Source organism: Mycolicibacterium madagascariense, assembly GCF_010729665.1.
Taxonomy (GTDB): Bacteria; Actinomycetota; Actinomycetes; order Mycobacteriales; family Mycobacteriaceae; genus Mycobacterium; species Mycobacterium madagascariense.
Genome location: NZ_AP022610.1, coordinates 848,543 through 872,834 on the forward strand (window position 1 = coordinate 848,543; position 24,292 = coordinate 872,834).

Sequence of the window (24,292 nt, forward strand, 5' to 3'; positions counted from 1 at the left end):
GGTCACACCGGGTAGGTGACGCCGGTGAGCTCTTCGGAGACGGCCCACAACCGGCGCTGGATCTCGCGATCGTGGCTCTGCGCGCTGGACTCGACGAGCACGGGATGCCCACGCAGCTCGCGGAATCCGTCCGGTCCGTAGTACTGGCCGCCGCTGACGGCCGGGTCGGTGGCCGCGCGCAGCGTCGCGAGCGCGCCGACCTCGGCGCTGTTGGTGAACAGGCCCGCCACCGTGCGGAACCCGGGCAGTCCCGAGCCGGGGACGTGACGCATCAGCTCGGTGTTGGAGATGCCGGGGTGCGCGGCGACGGCGATCGTGTTCGCGTCCTTCGCGGCCAGCCTCCGGTCGAGCTCGTAGGTGAACATCAGATTGGACAGCTTCGACTGCCCGTAGGCGGCGACCCGGTTGTAGCTGCGCTCCCACTGCAGATCGTCGAAGTGGATGCCGGCCTGGATGCGGTGGGCGATGCTGGCCACCGCGACGACGCGGGAACCCTCGACGGGCAGCAAATTCTCCAGCAGCAGGCCGGTCAGCGCGAACGCGCCGAGGTGGTTGGTGCCGAACTGCAGCTCGAACCCGTCCTCGGTGACCTGCTTCGGCGGATACATCACCCCGGCGTTGTTGATCAGCAGGTCGATGCGGGGGTAGGCGTTCTTGAGCTCGTCGGCCGCAGCCCGGACCGAGGCCAGCGAGCCGGCGTCCAGCCGTTGCACCGTCACGTCGGCGCGGGGCGCCCGCTCGACGATCCTGGCCGCGGCGGCCTCGCCCTTGGCGACGTCGCGCACCGCAAGGACGACCCGCGCCCCCCTGGCCGCGAGGACCAGCGCGGTCTCGAACCCCAGGCCCGTGTTGGAACCGGTCACGATGGCGACGCGCCCGCTCTGATCTCCGACGTCGGCGGCCGTCCACTCCTTGGCGCTCATGGGCTCGACCCTACCCAGGGCGGGGATGAGAGCCCGAGTTGCGCCGCCCCGTCCGCGGTTTAACCTCGGCACCATGGCTATCGGCGGGGTGCTGTTCGACATCGACGGTGTCCTGGTGACGTCCTGGGAGCCCATCCCCGGCGCCGCGGAGACGCTGCAGACGCTCGCCGAGCACCAGATCGCCAGGACCTACCTCACCAACACCACCACCAAGACCAGGGCGCAGATCGCCCGCCTGCTGACCGACGCCGGGATGGACGTCAGCTCCGACGAGGTCCTGACCGCGGCGGTCCTGACGGCGGACTACGTGCGCAGCCGCTACCCCGACGCGACGTGCTTCCTGGTCAACAGCGGACAGATCGCCGAGGACATGCCGGGCATCGACATCGTCTACGCCCACGACGTCCATCTCCTCGGGGTCGACGGCAACCCCGACACCCCCGACGTCGTCCTGCTCGGCGGGGCCGGTTCGGAGTACGACCACGTCACCCTCAGCCGGGTGTACGACTGGATGGCGCAGGGCGTTCCGGTCGTGGCCATGCACCGCAGCACGGCGTGGAACACCGCCGACGGGCTGCGGGTCGACACCGGGATGTACCTCATCGGCATGGAGGAGACCTCCGGTCGCAAGGCCACCGCCGTCGGCAAGCCCGCCCCCGAGGGCTTCCTCGCCGCGGCGAGTCGGCTCGGCGTCGAACCCGAGGAGATGTACGTCGTCGGCGACGACCTCAACAATGACGTGCTGGCCGGTCAGGTCGTGGGCATGACGGGGGTGTTGGTGCGCACCGGCAAGTTCCGCCAGGACACGTTGGACCGTTGGGCCGCAGACGAATTCGCGATGCAACCCAATCACGTCATCGACTCGATCGCCGACTTCCCGGAGCTGCTGGGGCTGTAGCAGTTCCCCCGCGAGCAGACGCAAAGGGCCCTCATTCGGGGTATTTCAGGGCCCGTTGCGTCTGCTCGCGAGGGGAACTCAGGCCCGCAGCGATCGCACCGCTTCGATGCGCGCGGCGAGCTGGTCGGAGTTCGCCGCCGCGACGACCGGCCCACCGCAGATGCGGCGCAGCTCGTTGTGGATCCAGCCGTGCGGCTTGCCCGTTCGGTGATGGGCGAGCGTCACCAGCGCGTTGAGCTCCTTGCGCAGATCGCGCAGCTGGCCGTGCGTCGTGCCGGGCACCGGTAGCGTGCCACCCGCCGCGGTGCGCTTCTTCAACTGCTCATCCTGCCTGCGCCGCAACAGGTCTCGCATCTGGGCGGCATCGAGTAGACCGGGGATGCCGAGGTAGTCGGCCTCCTCGTCGCTGCCCGACGGGGTAGCCGTCCCGAACGACGACCCGTCGAAGATCACCTGATCCAATTCCGCGTCGGCGCCGAGCATCTCGAAGCCGTTGTCCATCTCGTCGCGTTCGGACTTCTCCTTCGCGGCGTCGGCGAGGGCGTCCTCGTCCCACTCGCCCTGCGGTTCGCGGTGCGGCTTGCCGAGCACGTGATTGCGCTGGGCCTCCATCTCGCTGGCCAGCTGCAGCAGGTTCGGCACCGACGGCAGGAAGATGCTCGCCGTCTCGCCGGGCCGGCGCGACCGCACGTAGCGGCCGATCGCCTGGGCGAAGAACAGCGGGGTCGACGCACTGGTCGCGTACACGCCGACCGCGAGGCGCGGCACGTCGACGCCCTCGGACACCATGCGCACCGCGACGAGCCAACGGCTGGTGCTCTGCGCGTACTGCGTGATGCGGTCCGACGAACCCGGGTCGTCGGACAGCACGACCGTCGGGACCTCGCCGGTGATCTTCGTCAGCAGGTCGGCGTACGCCCGCGCCGCCGTCTGATCCGAGGCGATGATCATGCCGCCGGCGTCGGGCACGTGCTGACGCTTCTGCTGCAGGCGCTTGTCGGCCGCCGCGATTACCGCGGGCATCCACTCGCCCGCCGGGTTCAGGGCGGTCCGCCAGGCGCGGGCGGTCTGTTCGGCGTTCAGCGGTTCGCCGAGACGCGCCGCGTGTTCCTCACCCGCGCTGTCGCGCCATCGCGACTCACCCGAGTACGCGAGGAACACCACGGGCCGCACCACGCCGTCGGCGAGCGCGTCGGCGTAGCCGTAGACGTGGTCGGCCTGCGAGCGCTGCAACCCGTCCGGACCGCGCTCATAGGTGACGAACGGGATCGCGCTGTCGTCGCTGCGGAACGGCGTGCCGGTCAGCGCCAGCCGCCGGGTCGCATCGCTGAACGCCTCGCGGACCGCGTCGCCCCAGCTCTTGGCGTCACCGCCGTGATGGATCTCGTCGAACACGACGAGCGTCCTGCGGTTCTCGGTGCGCACGCGGTGTCGTCCCGGGTGGCTGGCCACCTGGGCATAGGTCACGACGACGCCGTGGTACTCGTCGGAGTTCTGCGCCGAGGAGTTGCTGAACTTGGGGTCCAGCGAGATGCCGATGCCTGCCGCGGCGCGCGCCCACTGGATCTTGAGGTGTTCGGTCGGCACGACGATCGTGATGCGCTCGACGGTGCCATCAGCGAGGAGCTCACCGGCGATGCGCAGCGCGAAGGTCGTCTTGCCCGATCCCGGTGTCGCCACCGCGAGGAAGTCCCGCGGCCGTGCTGCCAGGTACTTCACCATGGCCCGACGTTGCCAGCCCCGCAAAGCCTGGGTGCTGGGCGCTGCGTAACCCGGCACCCGAAGACTCCAATCTGGTCGAAGGGCAGTCTAGGCCAAGGGGTTACGCGGACGCATATCTGCAGGACGTGTCCCCTGCGACACGCCAACGCAGCACAATGACGGGATGTCCCCGCCGACCACCGACGAACCCACCGACCCGTTCGTCCGCGTGCTCGGCTCGCGCGTGCACAACCTGCGCGGCGTCGACGTCGCGGCGCCGCGCGACGCGTTCGTCGCCTTCACCGGCATCTCCGGCTCGGGAAAGTCGTCGCTGGCGTTCGGCACGATCTACGCCGAGGCTCAGCGACGCTACTTCGAGTCGGTCGCGCCCTACGCGCGCCGGCTTTTGCTGCCTGGCGGCGCGCCGAAGGTCGACGACATCACCGGCCTGCCGCCCGCCGTCGCCCTGCAGCAGCGGCGCGGCACGGCGTCGTCGCGATCGTCGGTCGGCACGGTGACGCAGCTGTCGAACCTGCTGCGCATGCTGTTCTCCCGCGCCGGGACGTTCCCGAAGGGCTTCACCGAGCGGCTCGACTCCGACGCCTTCTCGCCGAACACCGCCGTCGGCGCCTGTCCGGAGTGCCACGGCCTCGGCCGGATCCACCGGGTCACCGAGGAGACGCTGGTGCCCGATCCATCGCTGACGATCCGCGAGGGCGCCGTCGCCGCGTGGCCGGGCGCCTGGCAGGGCCAGAACCTGCGCGACATCCTCATCACGCTGGGCTACGACATCGACAAGCCGTGGCGCAAGCTGTCGAGGAAGGCCCGCGACTGGATCCTGTTCACCGACGAGCAACCCACCGTGGAGATCCATCCCGACCGCGCCAACGTGACCGCCGACTACACCTACAACGGCACGTTCTCCAGCGCCGAACGCCACGTCCGCCACACGCTGGCCAACTCCCAGAGCGCGATGATGCGCCGCCGCGTGCTCGAGTTCGTCGACAGTGTCGACTGCCCGGTGTGCGACGGGTCGGGCCTGCGGCCGGAGGCCCTGGCCGTCACGTTCGCCGGCGCCAACATCGCCGAGCTGGTGGCGCTGCCGCTGACCGAACTGGCCGACGCGCTGCGCCCGGCCGCGACCCGCACCGAATTCCAGACCGCGTACGAGTCGACCGAGTCGGGTGAGCTCACCGAGGTCGCGACGATGATCGCCGCCGACCTGGTGGCCCGCATCCAGGTGCTCGTCGACCTCGGCCTCGGTTACCTCGCGCTGAACCGCCGCACGCCGACGGTCTCGCCGGGGGAGCTGCAGCGGCTGCGGTTGGCCACGCAGTTGCGGGCCGGCCTGTTCGGCGTCCTCTACGTGCTCGACGAGCCGTCGGCCGGACTGCATCCCGCCGACGCGGAACCCCTGCTCGACGTCCTCGACCGGTTGCGGCGGGCGGGCAACTCGCTGTTCGTCGTCGAGCACGACATGGACGTGGTGCGCCGCGCGGACTGGGTCGTCGACGTGGGGCCTGGCGCGGGCGAGCTCGGCGGGGAGGTGCTCTACAGCGGCCCGGTCGCCGGCCTGGCCGACGTGCCCGCGTCGGTCACCCGGTCCTACCTGTTCGACGAGCAGCCGCCGGCCGCACGCGCGCCGCGGGTCGCCAAGGGCTCATTGTCGTTGCGCGGCATCAGCTTTCACAATCTGCGCGATCTGGACGTCGAGCTGCCGCTCGGCGCCTACACCGCGGTCACCGGGGTGTCGGGGTCCGGCAAGTCGACGTTGGTCTACAAGGTGCTCGGCGACGTCGTCAGGCGCCATCTCGGCGGCGCGGCGGTCGCCCCCGAATCCGAGGGCGACGAACCCGACGTCGAGATCGTCGACGTCGACCACGACGCGAGCCTCGGCGTCACGGCGGACGGCCTCGAACTGATCGACCGTCTGGTCGCCGTCGACCAGCGGCCGATCGGCCGGACGCCGCGCTCGACGCTGGCGACCTACACCGGTCTGTTCGACGCGGTGCGCAAGGTCTTCGCGGCCACCCCCGCCGCCCGCAGGCGCGGCTGGACGGCGGGCCGGTTCTCGTTCAACACCGCCGAGGGGCGCTGCCCCACGTGTCAGGGCGAGGGCTTCGTCGCCGTCGAGCTGCTGTTCCTGCCCGGCACCTACGGCAGATGCCCGACGTGTCACGGCGCCCGCTTCGACGACGACACCCTGACGGTGCGCTACCGCGACCACACCATCGCCGACGTGCTCGCGATGACGGTCGACGAGGCCGCGGAGTTCTTCGCCGACGTCACGGCCGCCGCCCGCAGCCTCACCACGCTGAAGGACGTCGGGCTGGGATACCTGCGGCTCGGCCAGCCCGCCACCGAACTGTCCGGCGGCGAGGCGCAGCGCATCAAGCTGGCGAGCGAACTGCAGCGGCCCCGACGCCACCACACCCTCTACGTGCTCGACGAGCCGACCACCGGGCTGCACCCCGCCGACGTCGACCTGCTCGACCGGCAGCTGCACCGCCTGGTCGACGCGGGCAACACCGTCGTCGTCGCCGAACACGACATGCGCGTGGTCGCCGGGGTCGACTGGGTCATCGACCTCGGGCCCGGCGCCGGCGATGCGGGCGGACGCGTGGTCGCCGCGGGGACGCCTGCCGAGGTGGCGCGGTCGACCGAGAGCCGCACGGCGCCGTACCTGGCGGCCAAGGTGTCGGCCTACTCCGGGTAGACGACGCTCGTCAGCTCCTCCGACACCGCCCACAGCCGACGCTGGAGCGCGACGTCGTGCGACTTGTCGCTCGACGCGACGACCTTCGGGTAGCCGCGCGTCTCGCCGAAACCGTCGGGGCCGTAGTACTCGCCGCCGAGCACGCTGGGGTCGGTCGCCGCGCGCAGCGTGGGCAGGGCTCCCATCGCCGCGGACTGGCTGACGAGTGAGAAGGCGGGCGCCATGAAGCCGGGCAGGTGCCTGGCCAGTTCGGTGTCCGAGCCGCCGGGGTGCACGGCCGCGGCGAGCGTCGTCCCGTGGTGGGCCAGCCGGCGCTGCAACTCGTAGGTGAACAGCAGGTTGGCGAGCTTGGCCTGGCCGTAGGCGGCGACGCGGTTGTAGCTGCGCTCCCACTGCAGGTCGTCGAAGTGGATGTCGGCGAGGATGCGGTGGCCGATGCTGCTGACCGTCACGACGCGCGAGCCCTCGACCGGGAGCAGTCGCTCCAGCAGCAGACCGGTCAGGGCGAAGTGGCCCAGGTGGTTGGTGCCGAACTGCAGCTCAAAGCCGTCCTTGGTCGTCGACTTCGGCGTCCACATCACGCCGGCGTTGTTGATCAGCAGGTCGATGCCCTCGTAGCGGGACTTCAGTTCGTCGGCGGCGGACCGGATGGAGTCCAGCGAGGTGAGGTCCAACTCGGCGACGGTGACGTCACCACCGATGCGCGTCGCGGCGTCCTTGCCCTTGTCGAGGTTGCGGACGGCGAGCACGACGTGTGCCCCGCGGGCCGCGAGCGCCTTGGCCGTCTCGAATCCGAGCCCGGTGTTGGCGCCGGTGACGATGGCGGTGCGGCCGCTCTGGTCGGGGATGTCGGCGGTGGTCCACGTGCTCATGTGTGCTCCTTTAGTGACGGATGGTGGGGGATCAGACCGGGAACGAGATTCCCGTGAGTTCTGCCGAGACCGCCCACAGTCGCTGCTGGTCGGCGATGTCGTGCGAGCGGCCGCTGGACTCGACCACCCTGGGGTACCCGCGCATCTCGGCGAACCCGCCGGGGCCGAGGTACTGGCCGCCGGTCACGGTCGGATCGGTCGCGGCCCGCAGCGTGGGGAGTGCGCCCATCTCGGTGTCCTGCTCCAGCGGCCGGAACGCCGCCTGCACGACGCGGGGCAGGTGACGGGACAGTTCGGAACTGGAGCCGCCGGGATGCGCGGCGACCGCGATCGTCCGGCGGCCGGCCAGCCGCCGCTGCAGCTGATAGGTGAAGAGGAGGTTGGCGAGCTTGGACTGGCCGTAGGCCCGCACGCGGTTGTACCCGGTGTCGGACTGCAGGTCGTCGAACCGCATGCGGCCGGCGCGGTGGCCCATGCTGCTGACGGTGACGACGCGCGAGCCGGGGGTGATCAGCATCCGGTCGAGCAGCAGCCCCGTCAGCGCGTAGTGGCCGAGATGGTTGGTGCCGAACTGCAGCTCGAACCCGTCCTTCGTCGTGGCCTTCGGCGTCATCATCACTCCGGCGTTGTTGATCAGCAGGTCGATGCCGTCGTAGGCGGCCCGGATGCTCGCCGCGGCCCCCCTGATGGAGGCGAGCGACGTCAGGTCGAGTTCCTGAACGCCCACGTCGGCGCCGGGGTAGCGCCTGGCGATGAGGTCCGCGGCGGCCTTGCCCTTGTCGAGATTGCGGACGGCCAGCACGACGTGCGCGCCGCGGCCCGCGAGTGCGGTCGCGGTCTCGTAGCCGAGGCCCGTGTTGGCGCCGGTGATGACCGCGACGCGGCCGGTCTGATCGGGGATGTCGGCAGCTGTCCACGTCACGGGGATCCTCCTGGGTAAGATCGAAGCGGAACGCCCGCTCCGGTTGCTACCAATATACGGAACGCGCGCCCCGCTTTGTCAACGGGAGGATTCGTGATCGATCGGTGCAGGCCCCTGCGAGCCGACGCCGCGCGCAACCGCGCGCGGGTGCTCGAGGTGGCCTACGAGACCTTCGCGGCCGAGGGATTGTCGGTGCCGATCGACGAGATCGCGCGCCGCGCGGGCGTCGGCGCCGGCACGGTGTACCGGCACTTCCCGACGAAGGAGGCGCTCTTCGCCGCCGTGATCGACGACCGCGTGCGCGGCATGGTCGCCAGCGGCCGGGCGCTGCTCGACACCGAGGGTCCGGGTGAGGCGCTGTTCAGCTTCCTGCGCCACATGGTCAGCACCAGTGCGACCGACCACGGTCTGGTCGAGGCGCTCGCCGGCTACGGAATCGACATGGACGCCGCCGCGCCGGGGGCCGAGGCGGCGTTCCTCGAGTTGATCGAGGAGCTGCTGACGGCGGCCCAGGCGGCGGGCACCGCCCGACGCGACGTCGGCGTGGCGGAGGTCAAGGCGCTGCTGGTCGTGTGCAAGGCGACGCAGGGCCACGACGAGGAGGTCACGCGCAAGGTGACCGCGGTGATCGAGGCAGGTCTGCGCGCGTCGGCCCCGTGACGCCGCGGCGGACCCGAACCTTGCACTCGCCATGGTCGAGTGCTAAAACTTAGATTGGCACTCGCGATCGGTGAGTGCTAGGTCGGGACGGTGAGACTGGGGCCGCACGTGCGGTCGCACACTCCAGTCGTCCGTCGCGGGCACTGAGCCCGACCACGACATCGTGCCATCCCCAATCCGGAGGAACACTTCGCAATGGCCAAGACAATTGCGTATGACGAAGAGGCCCGCCGCGGCCTCGAGCGTGGGCTCAACGCCCTCGCCGACGCAGTAAAGGTGACGTTGGGGCCCAAGGGTCGCAACGTCGTCCTCGAGAAGAAGTGGGGCGCTCCCACGATCACCAACGATGGCGTGTCCATCGCCAAGGAGATCGAGCTGGAGGACCCGTACGAGAAGATCGGCGCCGAGCTGGTCAAGGAAGTCGCCAAGAAGACCGACGACGTCGCTGGTGACGGCACCACCACCGCCACGGTGCTCGCCCAGGCGCTCGTCCGCGAAGGCCTGCGCAACGTGGCCGCCGGCGCGAACCCGCTGGGCCTGAAGCGCGGCATCGAGAAGGCCGTCGAGAAGATCACCGAGACGCTGCTGGCGTCCGCCAAGGCGATCGAGACCAAGGAGCAGATCGCTGCCACCGCCGGGATCTCCGCCGGTGACCAGTCGATCGGCGACCTCATCGCCGAGGCCATGGACAAGGTCGGCAACGAGGGTGTCATCACCGTCGAGGAGTCCAACACCTTCGGCCTGCAGCTCGAGCTCACCGAGGGCATGCGGTTCGACAAGGGCTACATCTCGGGCTACTTCGTCACCGACGCCGAGCGTCAGGAAGCCGTCCTCGAGGATCCCTACATCCTCCTGGTCAGCTCCAAGGTGTCGACCGTCAAGGATCTGCTCCCCTTGCTGGAGAAGGTCATTCAGTCCGGCAAGCCGTTGCTGATCATCGCCGAGGACGTCGAGGGCGAAGCCCTGTCGACCCTGGTGGTCAACAAGATCCGCGGCACCTTCAAGTCCGTCGCCGTCAAGGCGCCCGGCTTCGGTGACCGCCGCAAGGCCATGCTGCAGGACATCGCCATCCTCACCGGTGGCCAGGTCATCAGCGAAGAGGTCGGGCTGTCCCTGGAGACCGCCGACGTCGCGCTGCTCGGCAAGGCGGACAAGGTCGTCGTCACCAAGGACGAGACCACCCTCGTCGGTGGTGCCGGCGACGCCGACGCGATCGCCGGCCGGGTCTCGCAGATCCGCGCCGAGATCGAGAACAGCGACTCCGACTACGACCGCGAGAAGCTGCAGGAGCGCCTGGCCAAGCTGGCCGGCGGTGTTGCGGTAATCAAGGCCGGAGCGGCCACCGAGGTGGAGCTCAAGGAGCGCAAGCACCGCATCGAAGACGCGGTCCGCAACGCGAAGGCCGCCGTCGAGGAGGGTATCGTCGCCGGTGGCGGCGTGGCGCTGCTGCAGGCGTCGCCCTCGCTGGACGAGCTCACCCTCACCGGTGACGAGGCCACGGGCGCGAACATCGTGCGCGTCGCACTGTCGGCCCCGCTCAAGCAGATCGCCTTCAACGGTGGCCTGGAGCCGGGCGTCGTCGCGGAGAAGGTGTCGAACCTTCCCTCGGGCCACGGCCTGAACGCTGCGTCGGGCGAGTACGAGGACCTGCTCAAGGCCGGCGTCGCCGACCCGGTCAAGGTCACGCGCTCGGCGCTGCAGAACGCGGCGTCCATCGCGGCGCTGTTCCTCACCACCGAGGCCGTCGTCGCCGACAAGCCGGAGAAGGCGTCCGCTCCCGCGGGCGACCCGACCGGTGGAATGGGCGGCATGGACTTCTAAGTCCTGCTCTACGAGAAGGCCCGGTTCCCCTTGGGAGCCGGGCTTTTTCGTGCGCTTACCTAGGACGTTACGCAGCGCAGACTGAATCGGGCGACGGTTTTGGGCGGTCTGGCGTCGTGGGATTCAGTCTCGGTGTCGAGGGAGTCCGGGTCGGCCCGTCACTCAGCGGATCCCCTCTCTGCATTGCTATGTGCCAGCCTCACGCTGCGGTCGCGATTTCGTCCGCGCGGCCAGTTTTCACGACCGTGGCGTGCAAAACCTGCCTAGGACGTCGTTCGGCAGTATTCGCCGGGGTCGTCTGACGCCGGCTATGTCTCCAACCGTTGACATATGTCATCGTGCGTTGACATACTCGACGTGTGGCGGGTGCCACATCATCGTCGAGGGGAATCACATGAGCATCGCCGTCAGACCGCACACCAGGTTCGCCGCCGCGTTGGTCGCCGCGGGGGTGGTGTCGGCCGCATCCGTCGTGGGCCTGCCCGAGCACCGGTCGGTCAGCATCGACGTCGCCAACGCCTCCGCGATCACCGACGTGCTGTCCTCCTTCGGCAAGGGCGTGGAGGTGGCGTCGAGTCTCGTCGGCATACACGTCGACGCCGTCGTCTCGCTACCCTTCGAGGCTTCACTGGCGGTGCTGGCCGCCGCTCAGCATCCCGAACTCGGCTCGAGCATCCTGAGCTATCTGGTGCAGCGCTTCGTCAATCCCTCCATCGGAGCGCCGTTCGTCGCCTACCCGTTCGAAACCGAGCAGGCCGTCTCGCTCCTCGGAAGTCTGCTGCCGCAACCACTTCCGGGCCTTGTCGACCAAGCGGGCAAGGACTTCGCGACGGCGTTCGACGACGTTCTGAAGCATCTCGGCAATCCGGTGCCGGGGTACGACGCCGTGCAGGCCGTCATGAACGACACCGTGCTCGGCGGTGTCGTGGAGGCGGGCCAGCTCGCGGTTCGTGCGCCGATCTACGCGGGCTGGAACACCGTGAACTATCTCGGCAATCTGCCCGTCAACGTCGAGGCGTCCGTCGAATCGGCCATCGCGAAGCCGGGCCACATACCCGGTCTGGCAAGCAATCTCGTCTATGGCTTACTCTCACCCAACGCCGACGTCGGGTTGTTCGGGCAGCTGCTGAACAACGCGGTGGATCCGTTCACCTGGTTGCCCGCACCGATCGGGTACAGCGCGGCGGCCCCTGGTCTGGCCAACCAGTTCCGCGACGCCGTCACCCAGGTCGTGAACCACGTGCTGTCGATGCTCCCCACACCCGTGACCCCGGCGGCCCTGTCGACGCCGACAGCGGCGACCGGTCAACCGACCTACAGCGTCGGCGCGGCGAAGGGCGCGATCGCCCAGGAGCCCAAGAAGGCCAACGCGACAACCATCGTCAAGGCCGAGAAGCCAAGCAAGACAAAGGCTTCGAAGGCGAAGGCCAAGCCCACGCACGCCAAGCCCAAGCCCCGGCACGCCAAGCCGACGAAGTCTAGAGCTCCTTCAGCGGCGTCGGCGTGAGCAGCAGCGTGGCGACCACCGCGATGGCCGCCGTCGCCACCAGGTAGCCGCACGCCAGCCACGGCGTCCCGCCCGCGGCGCCGATCAGCGCCGTGAGGATCAGCGGCGTCAGCCCCGAGGCGTAGACCCCCGACAGCTGGTACACCGTCGACAGTCCGGTGTAGCGGATCCTCGCGGGGTAGAGCGACGCATACAGCGAGCCCTGCGCGCCGTAGAACACGGCGTGGATGACGCCGAACACCACCAGCATCCCCAGCGCGTACAGCCAGATGTCCTTGGTGTCGAAGAGCAGGAAGACGGGGAAGACGGCCACCCCGTAGGCTGCAATACCGCTGGCGTACAACGTCTTCGGGCCGAAGCGATCGGTCAGGAGTCCGGACACCGGGATCAGCGTCGCCATCAGCAGTGCCGCCACGGTCACGGCGATGAGCACCGGAATCTTGTCGAGCTTCAACGTGCTCGTCGCATAGGAGATGGCGAACACGCCCCACGTGTTGAACGCCGCGCCCTCGCCCCAGCGCGACAGCATGCCGAGCACCGTCGTCCGCAGGACGGGCGGCCGGAAGACCTCCCTGAGCGGTACGGACGCGCGGTCGCCGCTGTCGCGCACCTTCTCGAACGCGGGCGTCTCGGTGGCCTTGAGTCGGACCACGACGCCGAAGGCCACCAGCAGGATGCTGACGAGGAACGCGATCCGCCAGCCGTAGCGAAGGAACGCATCGTCGGGCAGCGCGATCTGCAGGAGCGCGAATACCCCTGTCCCCAAGGCCAATCCGATCGCGAGCCCCACCTGCGGGATGCTGCCGAACAATCCACGCCTGCGCGGGGGACCGTGCTCGACGGCCAGGAGCACCGCCCCCGCCCATTCGCCGCCGAGCGCGAAACCCTGCACGATGCGCAGCAGCAAAAGCAGGATCGGCGCGAGCACGCCCACCTGTGCGGCGGTGGGCAGGGCACCCATCAGCGCGGTCGCGCCGCCCATCAGCAGCATCGTCAGCGCCAGCGTCTTCTTGCGGCCGATGCGGTCACCGACGTGGCCGAAGACGAAGCCGCCGATCGGACGGACCAGGAAGCCGACCGCGAACGTCGCGAACGACAGCAGGGTGCCGACGAACGTGGTCTGGTCGGGAAAGAAGGCCTTGTTGAACACCAGGCTCGCGGCCGTGGCGTAGAGGAAGAAGTCGTACCACTCGATCGTGGTGCCGACGAGGCTGGCCCAGAGCGCGGTGCGGGCCTCGGCGGACACCGTGCCGCTCTGGTCGTTTCCTGCGGGAGGGCTGATGACGGACATTGCCGTCGATCAGTTCACGCCCCGGGTGGATCCACCAGGGTTGCGCGCGCAATGATCGAAACCCCGCAGACCGTCCAGCCCGTTACGTTGGGAACCACCATGCCACTTCCTGCGCCGTCACCCACGTCCACCGCCGTCGTCACCGGAGCGTCCTCCGGCATCGGCGCCGACATCGCCAGGGAACTGGCGGCCCGCGGGCACGGCGTCACGCTGGTCGCCCGGCGGGAGGACAAGCTGCGGGCGCTGGCCGACGAACTCAGCGCGGTCCGGGTGGAGGTGATCGCGGCCGACGTCGCCGATTCCGACGCGCGGGCGGGGCTCTTCGACGAGGTGCAGCGCCGCGGGCTGACCGTGGACGTCCTGGTCAACAATGCGGGTATCGGCGCGATCGGGGCCGTCGCCGAGTCGACCGTCGAGCGCGAGGTCGCCCAGGTGCGGGTCAACGTCGAAGCACTGATCGATCTGACCACGCGCGCCGTGCAGCAGATGGTGCCGAGAGGCCGCGGCGCCATCCTGAACGTCGGCTCGACCGCGGGCTTCCAGCCGTTCCCCGGCCAGGCCGGCTACGGGGCGACGAAGGCATTCGTCATCAGCTACACCGAGGCGCTGGCCGCCGAGTTGGCGGGCACCGGCGTGACGGTCGCGACGCTCAACCCCGGTCCGGTGCGCACCGAGTTCCTGCAGACCGCGGGCATCGACGAGACGACGTTCGCGTCGGCGTTCCCCAAGTTCATGTGGATGCCGTCGCGCGACGTGGCCCGTGTCGGCGTGGACGCGCTGGCGCGCGACCGCGGCACCGTCATCGCGGGGCTGCCCAGCCTGGTCAGCACGCGCATCTTCGGGCTCATCCCCAAGCGGGTGCTATTGCCGCTGCTGGCCAGGCAGCACCCCGCGCTGCGGCCCGCGACCTAGGTGGCAGGGTGGACGGGCGGGTTGCTCTGGCCCGCATGACCGTCACCGAGGACCGCCCATGCGCACACTGACCATCGCCGCCATTCAGACCACGCCGGTCGCGTTCGACCTCGAGGCCAGCCTGGCGTCCTTCGAGCAGCGGGTGCGCGCGGTGCGGGCCACCTTCCCCGCCGTCGAGCTGATGGTCGTGCCCGAACTGATGCTGGCCGCCGAGGCGCCGCTGCTGCAGGGCCGCGCCGGCTGGATGGACGAGGTGGCCGAGCCGATTCCGGGGCCGCTCACCGACCGCATCTGCGCGTTGGCGAAAGACGTTGAGCGATGGCTCATTCCGGGCAGTCTCTACGAGCGCGGCGCGGAGGGAAAGGTGTACAACACCGCGATCGCGGTCTCTCCCGACGGGGAAATCGTGGCGGCCTACCGCAAGATCTTCCCGTGGCAGCCCTACGAACGCACCACTCCCGGAAGCGATTTCGTGGTCCTCGACATCCCCGACGTCGGCCGGATCGGTCTGGCGATCTGCTACGACGGCTCGTTCCCCGAGATGATCCGCCAGCTGGCCTGGCTCGGCGCGGAGGTCGTCGTCCAGCCGACCCTGACCTCGACCCGCGACCGGGATATGGAACTGGTCTGCGCCCGCGCGAACGCGTGGACCAATCAGGTCTTCGTCGTCAACGTCAATGCCGCCGATCCGGCCGGCGTAGGAGCCAGCTGCATCGTCGACCCCGAGGGGAACGTGCGCCAGCAGGCGAACACGGGTGAGGAGGTCCTGATCGACTGCCTGGATCTGGACGCGGTGACCCGGGTCCGCACGCGCGGCACCCTGGGGCTGAATCGGCCGTGGGACCAGCTGGCCCGCCACGGCGCCCATCTCGAGCTGCCGATGTACGGCACCGGCATCAAGACGCCGCCATGGCACCCGGGGTAGGCGACGGCTGTCGGCCGCGTACCAGCCGGCCGGGGCGGGCGGCGGTCGGGACGCCGTGTTCGGCGATGATCTGCCCGGAGACCACGGTTGCGACGTAGCCATCGGCGGTCTGGTCCAGGCGGCGTCCGCCCGCGGGGAGGTCGCGGGCCACGACGGGCTTGTGCAGGCGCACCGCGGCGTGATCGATGACGTTCAGGTCGGCCTTGTAGCCGACCGCGATGCGGCCCCGGTCACCGAGACCCGCGACCCGGGCCGGCGCCGACGTCAGCTCGCGCACCGCCTCGGCGACGCTGAGGCGGCCGGTCGCGCGGTCGCGGGCCCAGTGCGCGAGCATGTACGTGGGAAAGCTTGCATCGCAGATCATTCCGTAATGCGCGCCGCCGTCGCCGAGACCGAGCACGACGTCCTCGCGGTGGAACAGCTCGGCCACGGCGTCCAGCGAGGCGTCCCGGAAGTTGGCGAGCGTGATGAGCAGCATGGCGTGCCCGTCGTCGTCGAGCAGCCGGTCGTAGGCCTCCTCGAGCGGGCTGACCCCGCGGGCCGCGGCGCGCGAGGCGATGCTCTCCGATCGTGGCGGCTCGTAGTTGGGCGGATCGCCGAGGGGGAACATCCAGTCGAACGCCTGCGCGGCGAACATCAGCGGGTGTCCGCCGCTGCCGGGCTTGTCGGCCAGAATGCGTTGGCGTACTTCGGGTTTGCACATCTCGGCGACGCGCTCCGGTAGCGGGAGCTCGGCGATCGCCTGGTAGCTGGGGTAGGTGACGAACGGGTTTCCGGACAGTTCGAGACCGATCACCAGCCCGATCGGCCGCGGGAAGACCTGCGCGGTGACGTCGCCACCGGCCGCGTTGGACTTCTCGACGAGGTTCAGCCCGTCGAGGAAGAACGGGTCGCCGGCGTTGCCGATCGCCAGCGTGAACGTCACCGGCAGTTCGACGTCCTCGGCGACGTCGAACACCGTCTGCAGCGCGGGACCGTAGTCGCCTGCGACCAGGTCGGGGACGAACTGGATCAGACCGCCGCCGGCGTCCTTGACGCCGCGCGCGATGGCCTCGATCTCGTCGCGGCCCGCCTCGAAACTCGGTATGGGCTGGCCACTTTCGCTCTTGTGCAGGGTCAGGCGCGAGGATGCGAAGCCCAGCGCGCCGACCTCGACGGCCTCGGCCGCGAGCTTGCGCATGAGGGCGAGGTCCTCGGCGGTGGCGGGTTCGCGGTCCACCCCGCGCCTGCCCATGACGTACACCCGCAGCGGGGAGTGCGGCAGCAGGGACGCGACGTCGATGTCGCGGTCGCGGGCATCCAGGGCGTCCAGGAACTCGGGGAACGTCTCCCACGTCCAAGGCAGTCCGTCGACCATGACGACGCCGGGGATGTCCTCGACGCCTGCCATCAGGTCGACGAGCGTGTCGTGGTCCTCGGGCCGGCACGGTGCGAAACCCACGCCGCAGTTGCCCATCACGGCGGTCGTGACGCCGTGCGCCGACGACGGCGTCATGCGATCCGACCAGATGGCCTGCCCGTCGTAGTGGGTGTGCAGGTCGACGAAGCCCGGCGTGACGAGCAGGCCGGTCGCGTCGATCTCGCGGGTCGCCGTGCCGTCGACGGTCCCGATCGCAGCGATGACTCCGTCGGACACCGCGACGTCCCCGACGTAGGGCTCCCCGCCGAGCCCGTCGACGATGGTGCCGTTGCGGATGATGAGGTCGAAGGCCATACCGCCGAATGTACGACTGCCGTCTGGGTGCGTGGCGGGATTACCGCGATCCCCACGAATTCCTCTGCGAGACGTCGACCGATCATGCCACTGCATTTCCCGAGGTGTAATTACGGTATGATTTCTATACATGCTCGAGTTCGAGTTCGATCCCGCGAAGAGCGTGGTCAATTCGGCCAAGCATGGTATCGATTTCGAAGCGGCGCAAGCCATTTGGCGTGATACGCACCGCATCGAGATCCCAGCGCGGACGACGGACGAGCCGAGGTGGATGGTGATCGGTCAGGCAGCCGGCCAATGCTGGTCGGCAGTGGTTACCTACCGAGACGGACACGTCCGGATCATCTCGGTACGCCGCTCCCGGGAAAGTGAGATTGCGATCTATGAAGGCTGAGGAGTTCGACGCCCGGTTCGACGCCGGCGAGGACGTGACCCACGCTCTGGATGCCGCGCGTGCACGGCGACCCGGCGAAGAGCACCGCCGCGTCAACGTCGACTTCCCGGCGTGGATGATCGTCGAACTCGACCGTGAGGCCACCCGGCTCGGCGTCACGCGCCAGTCGCTCATCAAGGTGTGGATCGCCGAGAGGCTCGACCACTCCGCGGCCTGACCACCCGCGATCCCGCCCGTCACCGCCCCGCCGGGTAGCGTCGGCGCCATGGCCGACACCGATATCGCCACCACCCGTGAGGTGTTGCGCGACGCGTTCACCCGGCTCATCGAGCATGCCGACGACCTCGTCGACGGTCTGACCGACGAGGTGGCCTACTTCAAGCCTGCGCCGGACGCCAACCCGATCGCGTGGTTGCTGTGGCACAGCGCGCGCGTGCAGGACGCGCAGCTGAGCGACATCGCGGGCACCGAACAGGTGTGGTTCCGCGAAGGCTGGGTCGACCGCTTTGGCCTCGATCTGCCGCGCGACTCGAACGGCTACGGCCACACCCCCGAACAGGTCGCAAAGGTGCGGGCATCGGCCGACCTACTCGGCGGCTACTACCGCGCCGTGCACGCCATGACGCTGGCCTACGTCGCGTCGGCGACGGCCGAGGACCTCGCGAAGATCGTCGACAAGCGGTGGACGCCGCCGGTGACGGCCAGCGCCCGCATCGTCAGCATCATCGACGACTGCGCGCAGCATCTCGGTCAGGCCGCATACGTCCGGGGTCTCGCGTGACATGAGCCGGCACGCCGTCCTGCGGTGGTGGCCGCTGGTCGGGATTGCCGCGATGGTGGTGCTCGGGCTGGTGGTGGGCAAGGGGTCCACTCCGCTCGACGACTGGTTCCTGCACTACCGCGTCGACCATCCCTGGGTGTGGTTCCTGTTGCACTTCACCGACCGGCGGTTGGTCGTGGCGGGATACCTCGTCGCCATCGCGGTCGTCTGCGTGCAGCGGCGGTGGCGCCTCGCCGCGGTCACGGCGCTGACCCCGGTCGTGGCGGTCACGGCCGAGCGGGTGCTGAAACGGCTGTTCGGCCGGGAGAAGGTCGGCGCGCTGGCCTATCCGAGCGGCCACGTGACGGTCTCGCTGGTGGTGCTCGCGCTGCTGGTCATCGCGGCGGGGGCGGCGACGTGGATGTTCGTCGTGGCGACCGTCGTGCTGCTCGCGGGCCTGGTCGGGCAGGCCTGCACGTACCACTACTTCACCGACACCGTCGGGGCGGTGCTGCTGGGCACGTCGCTGATGTGCCTGGCGGCGCTGGCCGCCGGACTTGACAGGTGTCAACCCCGCTGCGACCCAGATCACAGCGGCGGTTAGCATGAGGGGATGACAGCCACGCCTGACATCGACGCCAGCGCCACGATCCTCAACCCCGCCACGGGTGAGGTCGCGGGCACGGTGCGATGGACCGATCCCGCCGACGTCCCCCGCATCGTGGCCGGGCTGCGGCGGTCCCAGCGCGAGTGGGAGGCGCGTGGCGCCGCCGGCCGGGCGAAGGTGCTCGCCCGCTACGCGGTATGGCTCGGCGAACACCGCGACGAGATCGAGAAGCTGCTGATCTCCGAGACGGGCAAGTCCGCGACGGACGCCGCCCAGGAGGTGCCGCTGCTGATCATGATCGCCTCCTACTACGTCAAGACCATGGAGAAGGCGCTGGCGCCCGAGACCCGGCCCGCGTCGCTGCCGTTCCTGGCGATCAAGAAGATCGCGGTGCACTATCGGCCGCGTCCGATCGTCGGCATCGTCGCGCCGTGGAACTACCCCGTCGCCAATCTGCTGATGGACGGGCTTGGCGCGCTCGCGGCGGGGTGCGCCGTGCTGCTCAAGCCCTCCGAGCGGACCCCGCTGACCGCAGAGTTGCTGCTGCGCGGCTGGATCGACTCGGGTGCCCCCGACGTGATGGCCATCGTGCAGGGCGCCCGCGAAGCCGTCGAGGCCGTCGTCGACTCCAGTGACTACATCCAGTTCACCGGCTCCAGTGCGACCGGAGCCAAGGTGATGGAACGCGCCGCCCGCCGGCTCACCCCCGTCAGCCTGGAGCTCGGCGGCAAGGATCCGATGATCGTGCTCGACGACGCCGACGTCGACCTCGCGGCCCACGCCGCGGTCTGGGGGGCGATGTTCAACGCCGGCCAGACCTGCGTGTCGGTCGAGCGCGTTTACGTGCTCGAGCAGGTCTACGACCAGTTCGTCGCGGCCGTCGTGCGCGACGTCGAGAACCTCAGGATGGGCGCGGGGGAGGGCCATGACTTCGGCGCCCTGATCGACGACAGCCAGGTCGAGGTCACCGACAAGCACGTCCAGGACGCCATTGCCAAGGGTGCCAGGGCGTTGACCGGCGGCCGGCGACCGACGGGCCCGGGCAGCTTCTACCCGCCGACGGTGCTCGTCGACGTCGACCACTCGATGCTGTGCATGACCGAGGAGACCTTCGGGCCCACGCTGCCGATCATGAAGGTGTCCACCGTCGCCGAGGCGGTGCGGCTGGCCAACGACAGTCCGTACGGGCTGAGCGCAGCGGTGTTCTCCAAGGACGTCGAACGCGCCAATGACGTTGCGCTGGAATTGGATTGCGGTGCGGTCAACGTCAACGACGTGATCTCCAACCTGATGTGCACCACCGCGCCGATGGGCGGTTGGAAGACCTCCGGTATCGGCGCCCGGTTCGGTGGCGCCGAGGGCCTGCGCAAGTTCTGCCGCCAGGAGGCCATCGTCGCGCCCCGCACGGCGATCGGCGCGGGCGGCAACTACTACCACAACTCGCTCAAGGCGATGAAGCGGATGAACTTGATGATGACGAAGCTGGCGCTGATGCGCCCCAAGCGCGTCGCCAAGTGATTCCTCGCCGAGACTACGGTTGATGACGGAAATCGGCCCGATCCCGTCATCAACCGTAGGGTCGGCGCGCCACCTGCCGTTCACCCGGCCGTCACCCCCGATTCGGCCGTGGTCGATAGTTTCTCGGGCGTGACTGCGCTCCAGGGATCCGAGTTCTACTCCGTCCGCGACGACGATGACGACGATCCCGTGCTGGTCCACCATCCCAGCGGCAAGGACGTCGACACGTGGCGCGAGGGCTACCCCTACGACGAGCGCATGTCGCGCCACGACTACGAGGAGCAGAAGCGGCTGCTGCAGATCGAGCTGCTCAAGCTGCAGGTGTGGAGCCAGGCCAACGGCCTGCGGCACGTCATCGTCTTCGAGGGCCGCGACGCCGCCGGCAAGGGCGGCACCATCAAGCGCTTCATGGAACACCTCAACCCCCGCGGCGCCCGCGTCGTCGCGCTGGAGAAGCCCACCGACCGCGAACGCACCCAGTGGTACTTCCAGCGCTACGTGACCCACCTGCCCGCCGCCGGTGAGATCGTGCTGTTCGACCGCTCCTGGTACAACCGGGCCGGGGTCGAGCGCGTCATGGGCTACTGCACGCCCGAGCAGCACGCCGAATTCATCAGGCAGGCACCGCTGTTCGAGCAGATGCTGGTCGACGACGGCATCAGCCTGACCAAGCTGTGGTTCTCGGTCACCCAGGCCGAGCAGCGCACCCGGTTCACCATCCGCCAGGTCGACCCCGTGCGGCAGTGGAAGCTCTCCCCGACGGACCTCGCGTCACTCGACAAGTGGGAGGCCTACACCGCGGCCAAGGAGGACATGTTCGCGCTGACCGACACCGACGTCGCGCCGTGGACCGTGGTCAAGAGCAACGACAAGAAGCGCGCCCGTCTCAACGCCATGCGCCACGTGCTCGGTAAGTTCGACTACGACAACAAGGACCGCGAGGTGGTCGGCGTCGCCGATCCCCTCATCGTGGGGCGCGCGCTGACTGACTGATCGGCGGCGTCCCGGAGTGGAGGGACGCCCGTGCGGTTGCTGACGGCCGTCCTCTGCTGGCTGCTGACGACCCTGGCGCTGGCGGTGGCCATCCCGGCGGCGTGGGCCCAGCACGACCTCGTCGATCGCCAGGGCTACTCCGCGCTCGCCACCTCCGCGGCCAAGGACCCGGTTCTGCAGCAGGCGATGGCCGGCGCGCTCGCCGACCAGCTGACGACGCTGGCCGTGAACTCCGGGTACGACGACGTCAACCCCAACCTGATCGCGGGGGCGGCCAGGGCCTACACCGGAGGCAACGCGTTCCCCGGCCAGTTCGCGCTGGCCAATCAGGTGGCCCACGACTGGCTGTTCACCGACACGGTCGCCCGGACCGACGCGTCCGGCCGCTGGGAGATCGACCTGTCGCCCATGTTGGCCGACTCCTCGTTCCAGCAGACGTTGGCGGGCTTCGGCATTCGGCCGCCCAAGACGCTGGAGATCCCGCTGACGGAGGACGTGTCGCACTCGCTGCGGCCCGGCCAGCTGCGCCAGGTGGCGGCGTGGGGGCCCTGGGTCAGTGTCGGGGCCGCCGTGCTGGCGGGGGTCTTCGCGCTGTTGACGCTGGCCGCCGCCCGGCGCCGCGGGAAGGCGCTTGTCGCACTTGGCGTTTCGGGCCTGATCGTGGGTGCCGCGGGTTGGGCGGCCATCGAGGTGGGTCGGCGGTATCTCGCCAGGGCTCTCGACGCCGCGGCGACCGACGTCAGGAACGTGGCGGCCGCGATGATCGAGCACGCCATCGGCAGCGCGCACACGTGGCTCAATCTGGTGCTGGCGGCCGGCGGAGGTCTGGTGGTGCTCGGCGTGCTCGCGACGACGCTCGGCGGCCTGCGCCGCCGCTGACCAAGCGCGCGCCGGAGAGCAAACGCGCGTTCGCCTACGGCCGCACGTCGCGGCGCGGTGCGGCGATCACGTGCCGCGGCACTGGCCGTTCGAGTGCCGACACCGGGTCCAGCAACGTTGGAATCCAAAATATCTCGCACGAATCTCAGCGCGTGTCCGCTGTCCGTTCGCTGAGCGCGCGATCGTTTTGCCGATGAGTCGAGACCCGTTCACGAACTGAATCGAGCAAAGCAAAACCCCCGTTGATGACGTCGCTTTGGCTAACTAAGTAGAGAACTGACGTCTTTGCTAATTCATCAAGATCACGTTCATTTTACACTCCTGTGAGGGCGGCGAAGTGTCCAAAGACCCTGCTCAAGCCTGGTTTTTTCATCGTAAGCAGGGTTATTCGACGAATCGATCGGGAACAAGCCAGGAAGAGGAGGTCTCGGGTGGACGGGATCTCACGACGAGTAGCGAAGAGGGGTTCAAAGATGCGGCAAATGACTGGCAGGAGATGGCAACCGCCGGTGATCAGGATCGTCTGTGCCGGGGTGTCGACGGTGGCGGTGGCCGCCGTCGGCGCGACCGCGCTGGTTCCCGCGATGAACGTGGCAACCGTCAACATCATGCCGGCGGCCGCGATCGACGACTCCGGCTCGACCATCGGGTTCTCCGATCCCTACCTGTACGGCGCGACCCCGGCCCAGATCGACCAGCAACTCGACCAGATGCAGGCGCTCGGCGTGAACGACGTGCGCGTGCTCATTCCGTGGGCCGGCGTCGAGCCCGTTCAGGGGTACTACGACTGGAGTTCGGTCGACTACACGATCGATGCCGCCAACGCCCGCGGCATGGGCGTGCTGGGCGTGCTGAACTCGTCCCCGCAGTGGGCGGTGAACCCCGGGGTGCCGGCGATCAGCGGGGCGCCTGCCTCACCCGCCCAGTACGGCGACTTCGCGGGTCTGGTGGCCCAGCGCTACGCCGGCAAGGTCAGCGCCTACGAGATCTGGAACGAGCCCAACGGCCAGACCTACTACGCGCCGAAGCCGGATCCCGCGGCCTACACCGAACTGCTCAAGGCCGCCTATCCCGAGATCAAGGCCGCCGACCCGAACGCCACCGTGATCGGCGGCGTGACCGGTGCCGTCGTCGACTACGGCGACTTCACGATGAACCCCGTGACGTTCGTCAAGGGCATCTACGCCGCGGGCGGTGAGGGCTACTTCGACGCGCTGTCCTTCCACCCCTACAACTACGGCACCCCCTTCTCGCAGGGGGCGTCCCTGCCCGACTCGCCGCTCAACCAGTTGACCGAGATGCGCGACGTCATGGTCGCCAATGGCGATGCGAGCAAGCAGATCTGGGCCTCCGAGTACGGCGAGCCGACGTCAGTGGCCACCGAGGACCAGCAGGCGGCCTTCATCAAGGACATGCTGACGACGTGGCCGACGCTGGGCTACACGGGTCCGACGTTCATCGACACCCTCAACGACGTCGACTCCAGCAGCACGGATCCGGAGGACACCCTCGGCGTGATCCGGTCCGACGGCACCCTCAAGCCCGCCGCCTACGTCATCCAACAGCTTGCGGAGCAACGCGATACGACGCCGGCGATGGCTCAGCTCGCGCTCGCCATGCCGGGCGCCACGGCCGCCGACCCCGCCGACGTCGCGAAGCTGACGAAGCTCGCACAGACGCCGGACGCTCCCGCCGTCACGCCGGCCGACGCCGCGGCGGTCGCCGCACTGGCGACCACGCCCACCGTCGCCCAGCCGACCGATCCCGCCGCGGTGATGGCCGCCAACGTGAACGCGATGGCGGGCGCCGTGGGCACGCAGCTGGAGGCCTCCGCGAACGCCGCGGGCACGGCGCTGCAGGCCTCCGTGCAGGCCGCTGCCGTCGGCTTCCAGAAGCAGGTGGCGGCGATGATGGGGGCCAAGGCGCCGGCCACGGCGACGGCTAATAAGGCGGCGACCCCGGCTGCGACGGCGACCAAGGCCGCGACCGACGCCGCGACGCCGACGCAGGCGGCGACCAAGGCAACAACCAAGGCTGCTACCTCACCCGCCGCGATCCCGGCTACGCAGCCCGCCTTGACGTCCCTGGCGCCGACCAAGACCACGGGCACCAAGACCGCTGCGGCACAGTCGGATTCGACGGCGAAGACGTCGCCCAAGCATCAGAAGGCGGATGCGACGGGCTCGTCACACGCTGCGCCGGCGGCGTCGAGCTCCGACAAGAAGCCCAAGCACGCGAAGGGCTGACGAATCACCCAGCGCGGCAGGTGAGTCGGGGCC

Annotated in this window: 21 protein-coding genes; 15 read left to right on the forward strand and 6 right to left on the reverse strand. The window is 69.3% G+C overall.

Going from position 1 to position 24,292, the window contains the following annotated elements; translation table 11 throughout:
• Positions 1–2: 2 nt before the first annotated feature.
• Positions 3–923 carry an SDR family NAD(P)-dependent oxidoreductase gene (locus tag G6N60_RS03925; RefSeq protein ID WP_163732832.1) on the reverse strand — a complete coding sequence of 307 codons (921 nt, stop codon included), beginning with the start codon at positions 921–923 and terminating at the stop codon, positions 3–5.
• Between the two features lie 73 nt (positions 924–996).
• On the opposite strand from G6N60_RS03925, the gene G6N60_RS03930 reads away from it, so the two are divergent.
• Positions 997–1,821, forward strand: coding sequence for an HAD-IIA family hydrolase (locus G6N60_RS03930; RefSeq protein ID WP_163732835.1), 825 nt, complete (start codon positions 997–999; stop codon positions 1,819–1,821).
• Positions 1,822–1,899: 78 nt separating this feature from the next.
• Here the strand turns inward: G6N60_RS03930 and G6N60_RS03935 are convergent, their stop codons facing one another.
• Entirely contained in the window at positions 1,900–3,543 is a 1,644-nt protein-coding gene (locus tag G6N60_RS03935) for a DEAD/DEAH box helicase (protein ID WP_276028408.1), read from the reverse strand.
• Positions 3,544–3,706: 163 nt separating this feature from the next.
• Here G6N60_RS03935 and G6N60_RS03940 point away from each other — a divergent pair, with 163 nt between their 5' ends.
• A complete protein-coding gene (locus G6N60_RS03940; RefSeq protein ID WP_163732842.1) occupies positions 3,707–6,238 on the forward strand; it encodes an excinuclease ABC subunit UvrA in 2,532 nt (843 codons plus the stop codon).
• On the opposite strand, the gene G6N60_RS03945 is transcribed toward G6N60_RS03940, so the two are convergent.
• Both G6N60_RS03945 and G6N60_RS03950 read right to left on the reverse strand, forming a co-directional pair.
• Positions 6,226–7,110, reverse strand: coding sequence for an SDR family NAD(P)-dependent oxidoreductase (locus tag G6N60_RS03945; RefSeq protein WP_163732844.1), 885 nt, complete (start codon positions 7,108–7,110; stop codon positions 6,226–6,228). The genes G6N60_RS03940 and G6N60_RS03945 overlap by 13 nt on opposite strands.
• A 31-nt stretch (positions 7,111–7,141) precedes the next feature.
• Positions 7,142–8,032: an SDR family NAD(P)-dependent oxidoreductase gene (locus G6N60_RS03950; RefSeq protein WP_372511045.1), complete on the reverse strand. Its 891-nt coding sequence runs from the start codon at positions 8,030–8,032 to the stop codon at positions 7,142–7,144.
• Positions 8,033–8,125: 93 nt separating this feature from the next.
• Here G6N60_RS03950 and G6N60_RS03955 point away from each other — a divergent pair, with 93 nt between their 5' ends.
• From G6N60_RS03955 to G6N60_RS03965, 3 genes are all read left to right on the forward strand, one after another.
• Entirely contained in the window at positions 8,126–8,692 is a 567-nt protein-coding gene (locus G6N60_RS03955) for a TetR/AcrR family transcriptional regulator (RefSeq protein ID WP_246240297.1), read from the forward strand.
• A gap of 195 nt (positions 8,693–8,887) precedes the next feature.
• Positions 8,888–10,513 carry a chaperonin GroEL gene (gene groL, locus G6N60_RS03960; RefSeq protein ID WP_163732847.1) on the forward strand — a complete coding sequence of 542 codons (1,626 nt, stop codon included), beginning with the start codon at positions 8,888–8,890 and terminating at the stop codon, positions 10,511–10,513.
• Positions 10,514–10,907: 394 nt separating this feature from the next.
• Positions 10,908–12,020 (forward strand): hypothetical protein, encoded by a 1,113-nt coding sequence (locus G6N60_RS03965; protein WP_163732849.1) that lies wholly within the window; start codon positions 10,908–10,910, stop codon positions 12,018–12,020.
• Here G6N60_RS03965 and G6N60_RS03970 read toward each other — a convergent pair.
• Complete coding sequence (locus G6N60_RS03970; RefSeq protein ID WP_163732852.1) at positions 11,992–13,311, reverse strand: MFS transporter; 1,320 nt, start codon at positions 13,309–13,311, stop codon at positions 11,992–11,994. The two genes, G6N60_RS03965 and G6N60_RS03970, sit on opposite strands and share 29 nt — an antisense overlap.
• Positions 13,312–13,410: 99 nt before the next feature.
• Between G6N60_RS03970 and G6N60_RS03975 the strand changes: the two genes are divergently transcribed.
• Together G6N60_RS03975 and G6N60_RS03980 are read left to right on the forward strand one after the other, a co-directional pair.
• Complete coding sequence (locus tag G6N60_RS03975; protein WP_163732855.1) at positions 13,411–14,223, forward strand: SDR family NAD(P)-dependent oxidoreductase; 813 nt, start codon at positions 13,411–13,413, stop codon at positions 14,221–14,223.
• Positions 14,224–14,281: 58 nt separating this feature from the next.
• Positions 14,282–15,148: a carbon-nitrogen hydrolase family protein gene (locus G6N60_RS03980; protein WP_163732858.1), complete on the forward strand. Its 867-nt coding sequence runs from the start codon at positions 14,282–14,284 to the stop codon at positions 15,146–15,148.
• On the opposite strand, the gene G6N60_RS03985 is transcribed toward G6N60_RS03980, so the two are convergent.
• Positions 15,120–16,862 carry an N-acyl-D-amino-acid deacylase family protein gene (locus G6N60_RS03985; protein ID WP_163732861.1) on the reverse strand — a complete coding sequence of 581 codons (1,743 nt, stop codon included), beginning with the start codon at positions 16,860–16,862 and terminating at the stop codon, positions 15,120–15,122. The genes G6N60_RS03980 and G6N60_RS03985 overlap by 29 nt on opposite strands.
• A gap of 130 nt (positions 16,863–16,992) precedes the next feature.
• On the opposite strand from G6N60_RS03985, the gene G6N60_RS03990 reads away from it, so the two are divergent.
• The 8 genes from G6N60_RS03990 to G6N60_RS04025 all read left to right on the forward strand — a co-directional run bounded on the left by G6N60_RS03990 (position 16,993) and on the right by G6N60_RS04025 (position 24,259).
• Positions 16,993–17,256, forward strand: coding sequence for a BrnT family toxin (locus G6N60_RS03990; protein WP_163732864.1), 264 nt, complete (start codon positions 16,993–16,995; stop codon positions 17,254–17,256).
• Entirely contained in the window at positions 17,246–17,473 is a 228-nt protein-coding gene (gene brnA, locus G6N60_RS03995) for a type II toxin-antitoxin system BrnA family antitoxin (RefSeq protein ID WP_163732867.1), read from the forward strand. Before G6N60_RS03990 ends, brnA begins: the two co-directional genes overlap by 11 nt.
• A 48-nt stretch (positions 17,474–17,521) precedes the next feature.
• A complete protein-coding gene (locus G6N60_RS04000) occupies positions 17,522–18,037 on the forward strand; it encodes a mycothiol transferase (RefSeq protein WP_163732870.1) in 516 nt (171 codons plus the stop codon).
• A 1-nt stretch (position 18,038) separates the two neighbouring features.
• On the forward strand, positions 18,039–18,620 hold the full coding sequence (locus tag G6N60_RS04005; RefSeq protein WP_179969637.1) for a phosphatase PAP2 family protein: 582 nt from the start codon (positions 18,039–18,041) through the stop codon (positions 18,618–18,620).
• A gap of 9 nt (positions 18,621–18,629) precedes the next feature.
• Entirely contained in the window at positions 18,630–20,141 is a 1,512-nt protein-coding gene (locus G6N60_RS04010; RefSeq protein ID WP_163732873.1) for an aldehyde dehydrogenase family protein, read from the forward strand.
• A 129-nt stretch (positions 20,142–20,270) separates the two neighbouring features.
• Positions 20,271–21,134: a polyphosphate kinase 2 gene (gene ppk2, locus G6N60_RS04015; RefSeq protein WP_163732877.1), complete on the forward strand. Its 864-nt coding sequence runs from the start codon at positions 20,271–20,273 to the stop codon at positions 21,132–21,134.
• 30 nt (positions 21,135–21,164) lie between these two features.
• Positions 21,165–22,013 (forward strand): hypothetical protein, encoded by an 849-nt coding sequence (locus G6N60_RS04020; RefSeq protein ID WP_163732879.1) that lies wholly within the window; start codon positions 21,165–21,167, stop codon positions 22,011–22,013.
• A gap of 482 nt (positions 22,014–22,495) precedes the next feature.
• The gene (locus G6N60_RS04025; RefSeq protein WP_163732882.1) at positions 22,496–24,259 is read left to right on the forward strand and encodes a cellulase family glycosylhydrolase; all 1,764 of its coding nucleotides are present in this window, start codon (positions 22,496–22,498) and stop codon (positions 24,257–24,259) included.
• Positions 24,260–24,292 lie beyond the last annotated feature (33 nt).

Excerpts from the sequence above, each read along its gene's own strand:
- G6N60_RS03925 (WP_163732832.1), bottom strand. The coding sequence starts at position 923 with ATGAGCGCCAAGGAGTGGACGGCCGCCGACGTCGGAGATCAGAGCGGG.
- G6N60_RS03930 (WP_163732835.1), top strand. The coding sequence starts at position 997 with ATGGCTATCGGCGGGGTGCTGTTCGACATCGACGGTGTCCTGGTGACG.
- G6N60_RS03935 (WP_276028408.1), bottom strand. The coding sequence starts at position 3,543 with ATGGTGAAGTACCTGGCAGCACGGCCGCGGGACTTCCTCGCGGTGGCG.
- G6N60_RS03940 (WP_163732842.1), top strand. The coding sequence starts at position 3,707 with ATGTCCCCGCCGACCACCGACGAACCCACCGACCCGTTCGTCCGCGTG.
- G6N60_RS03945 (WP_163732844.1), bottom strand. The coding sequence starts at position 7,110 with ATGAGCACGTGGACCACCGCCGACATCCCCGACCAGAGCGGCCGCACC.
- groL (WP_163732847.1), top strand. The coding sequence starts at position 8,888 with ATGGCCAAGACAATTGCGTATGACGAAGAGGCCCGCCGCGGCCTCGAG.
- G6N60_RS03965 (WP_163732849.1), top strand. The coding sequence starts at position 10,908 with ATGAGCATCGCCGTCAGACCGCACACCAGGTTCGCCGCCGCGTTGGTC.
- G6N60_RS03970 (WP_163732852.1), bottom strand. The coding sequence starts at position 13,311 with ATGTCCGTCATCAGCCCTCCCGCAGGAAACGACCAGAGCGGCACGGTG.
- G6N60_RS03975 (WP_163732855.1), top strand. The coding sequence starts at position 13,411 with ATGCCACTTCCTGCGCCGTCACCCACGTCCACCGCCGTCGTCACCGGA.
- G6N60_RS03980 (WP_163732858.1), top strand. The coding sequence starts at position 14,282 with ATGCGCACACTGACCATCGCCGCCATTCAGACCACGCCGGTCGCGTTC.
- G6N60_RS03985 (WP_163732861.1), bottom strand. The coding sequence starts at position 16,862 with ATGGCCTTCGACCTCATCATCCGCAACGGCACCATCGTCGACGGGCTC.
- G6N60_RS03990 (WP_163732864.1), top strand. The coding sequence starts at position 16,993 with ATGCTCGAGTTCGAGTTCGATCCCGCGAAGAGCGTGGTCAATTCGGCC.
- brnA (WP_163732867.1), top strand. The coding sequence starts at position 17,246 with ATGAAGGCTGAGGAGTTCGACGCCCGGTTCGACGCCGGCGAGGACGTG.
- G6N60_RS04000 (WP_163732870.1), top strand. The coding sequence starts at position 17,522 with ATGGCCGACACCGATATCGCCACCACCCGTGAGGTGTTGCGCGACGCG.
- G6N60_RS04005 (WP_179969637.1), top strand. The coding sequence starts at position 18,039 with ATGAGCCGGCACGCCGTCCTGCGGTGGTGGCCGCTGGTCGGGATTGCC.
- G6N60_RS04010 (WP_163732873.1), top strand. The coding sequence starts at position 18,630 with ATGACAGCCACGCCTGACATCGACGCCAGCGCCACGATCCTCAACCCC.
- G6N60_RS04025 (WP_163732882.1), top strand. The coding sequence starts at position 22,496 with ATGACTGGCAGGAGATGGCAACCGCCGGTGATCAGGATCGTCTGTGCC.